Annotated in this window: 2 protein-coding genes; both read right to left on the reverse strand. The window is 60.0% G+C overall.

The features are described from left to right. Window positions 1-207, reverse strand: a 207-nt coding sequence (locus AWU74_RS08655) for a hypothetical protein (RefSeq protein ID WP_162505133.1), incomplete at its 3' end; no start/stop codon positions are given. A gap of 8 nt (window positions 208-215) precedes the next feature. Then, window positions 216-433 (reverse strand): hypothetical protein (locus tag AWU74_RS13010; RefSeq protein WP_238580291.1); only part of this gene is annotated, 218 nt, incomplete at its 5' end.

Genomic DNA, 433 nt, shown 5'->3' on the forward strand with positions numbered 1-433 from the left:
GCGGATATAATCAAGGCGGAAGGCTCGCTCGCGCTCACGGCACAGGTATGAACAGAGAATCTTGGCTTTAATCCCGCCGTCCGCCTTCAGCGAGCCGATTCTCAGAAAGTCCGCCGCAGACCCTCGGCGGCTTATTTCATAGACATTACAAACGCCTTCTTTTGCTCCGGTTCGCCGCGCGGTTCCGGCGGAGCGGCATTTTTCCAAGACGCCCGCTATTCCGGCTCGGACGGAACTGCCGAGCGATTCGCCGAATGCCCGCCCGTGTCAGCACCTCTGACACGAGCGAGACGCTTGGTGCGCATGAAGCGGGGCGTGTGGCGCGCATGAAACGAGGCGTGTGGCGCGCATGAAACGAGGCGTTTGGTGCGCATGAAACGAGGCGTTTGGTGCGCATGAAACGAGGCGTTTGGTGCGCATTTGAGTTCCCCTT

The organism is Treponema endosymbiont of Eucomonympha sp. (genome assembly GCF_001028545.1).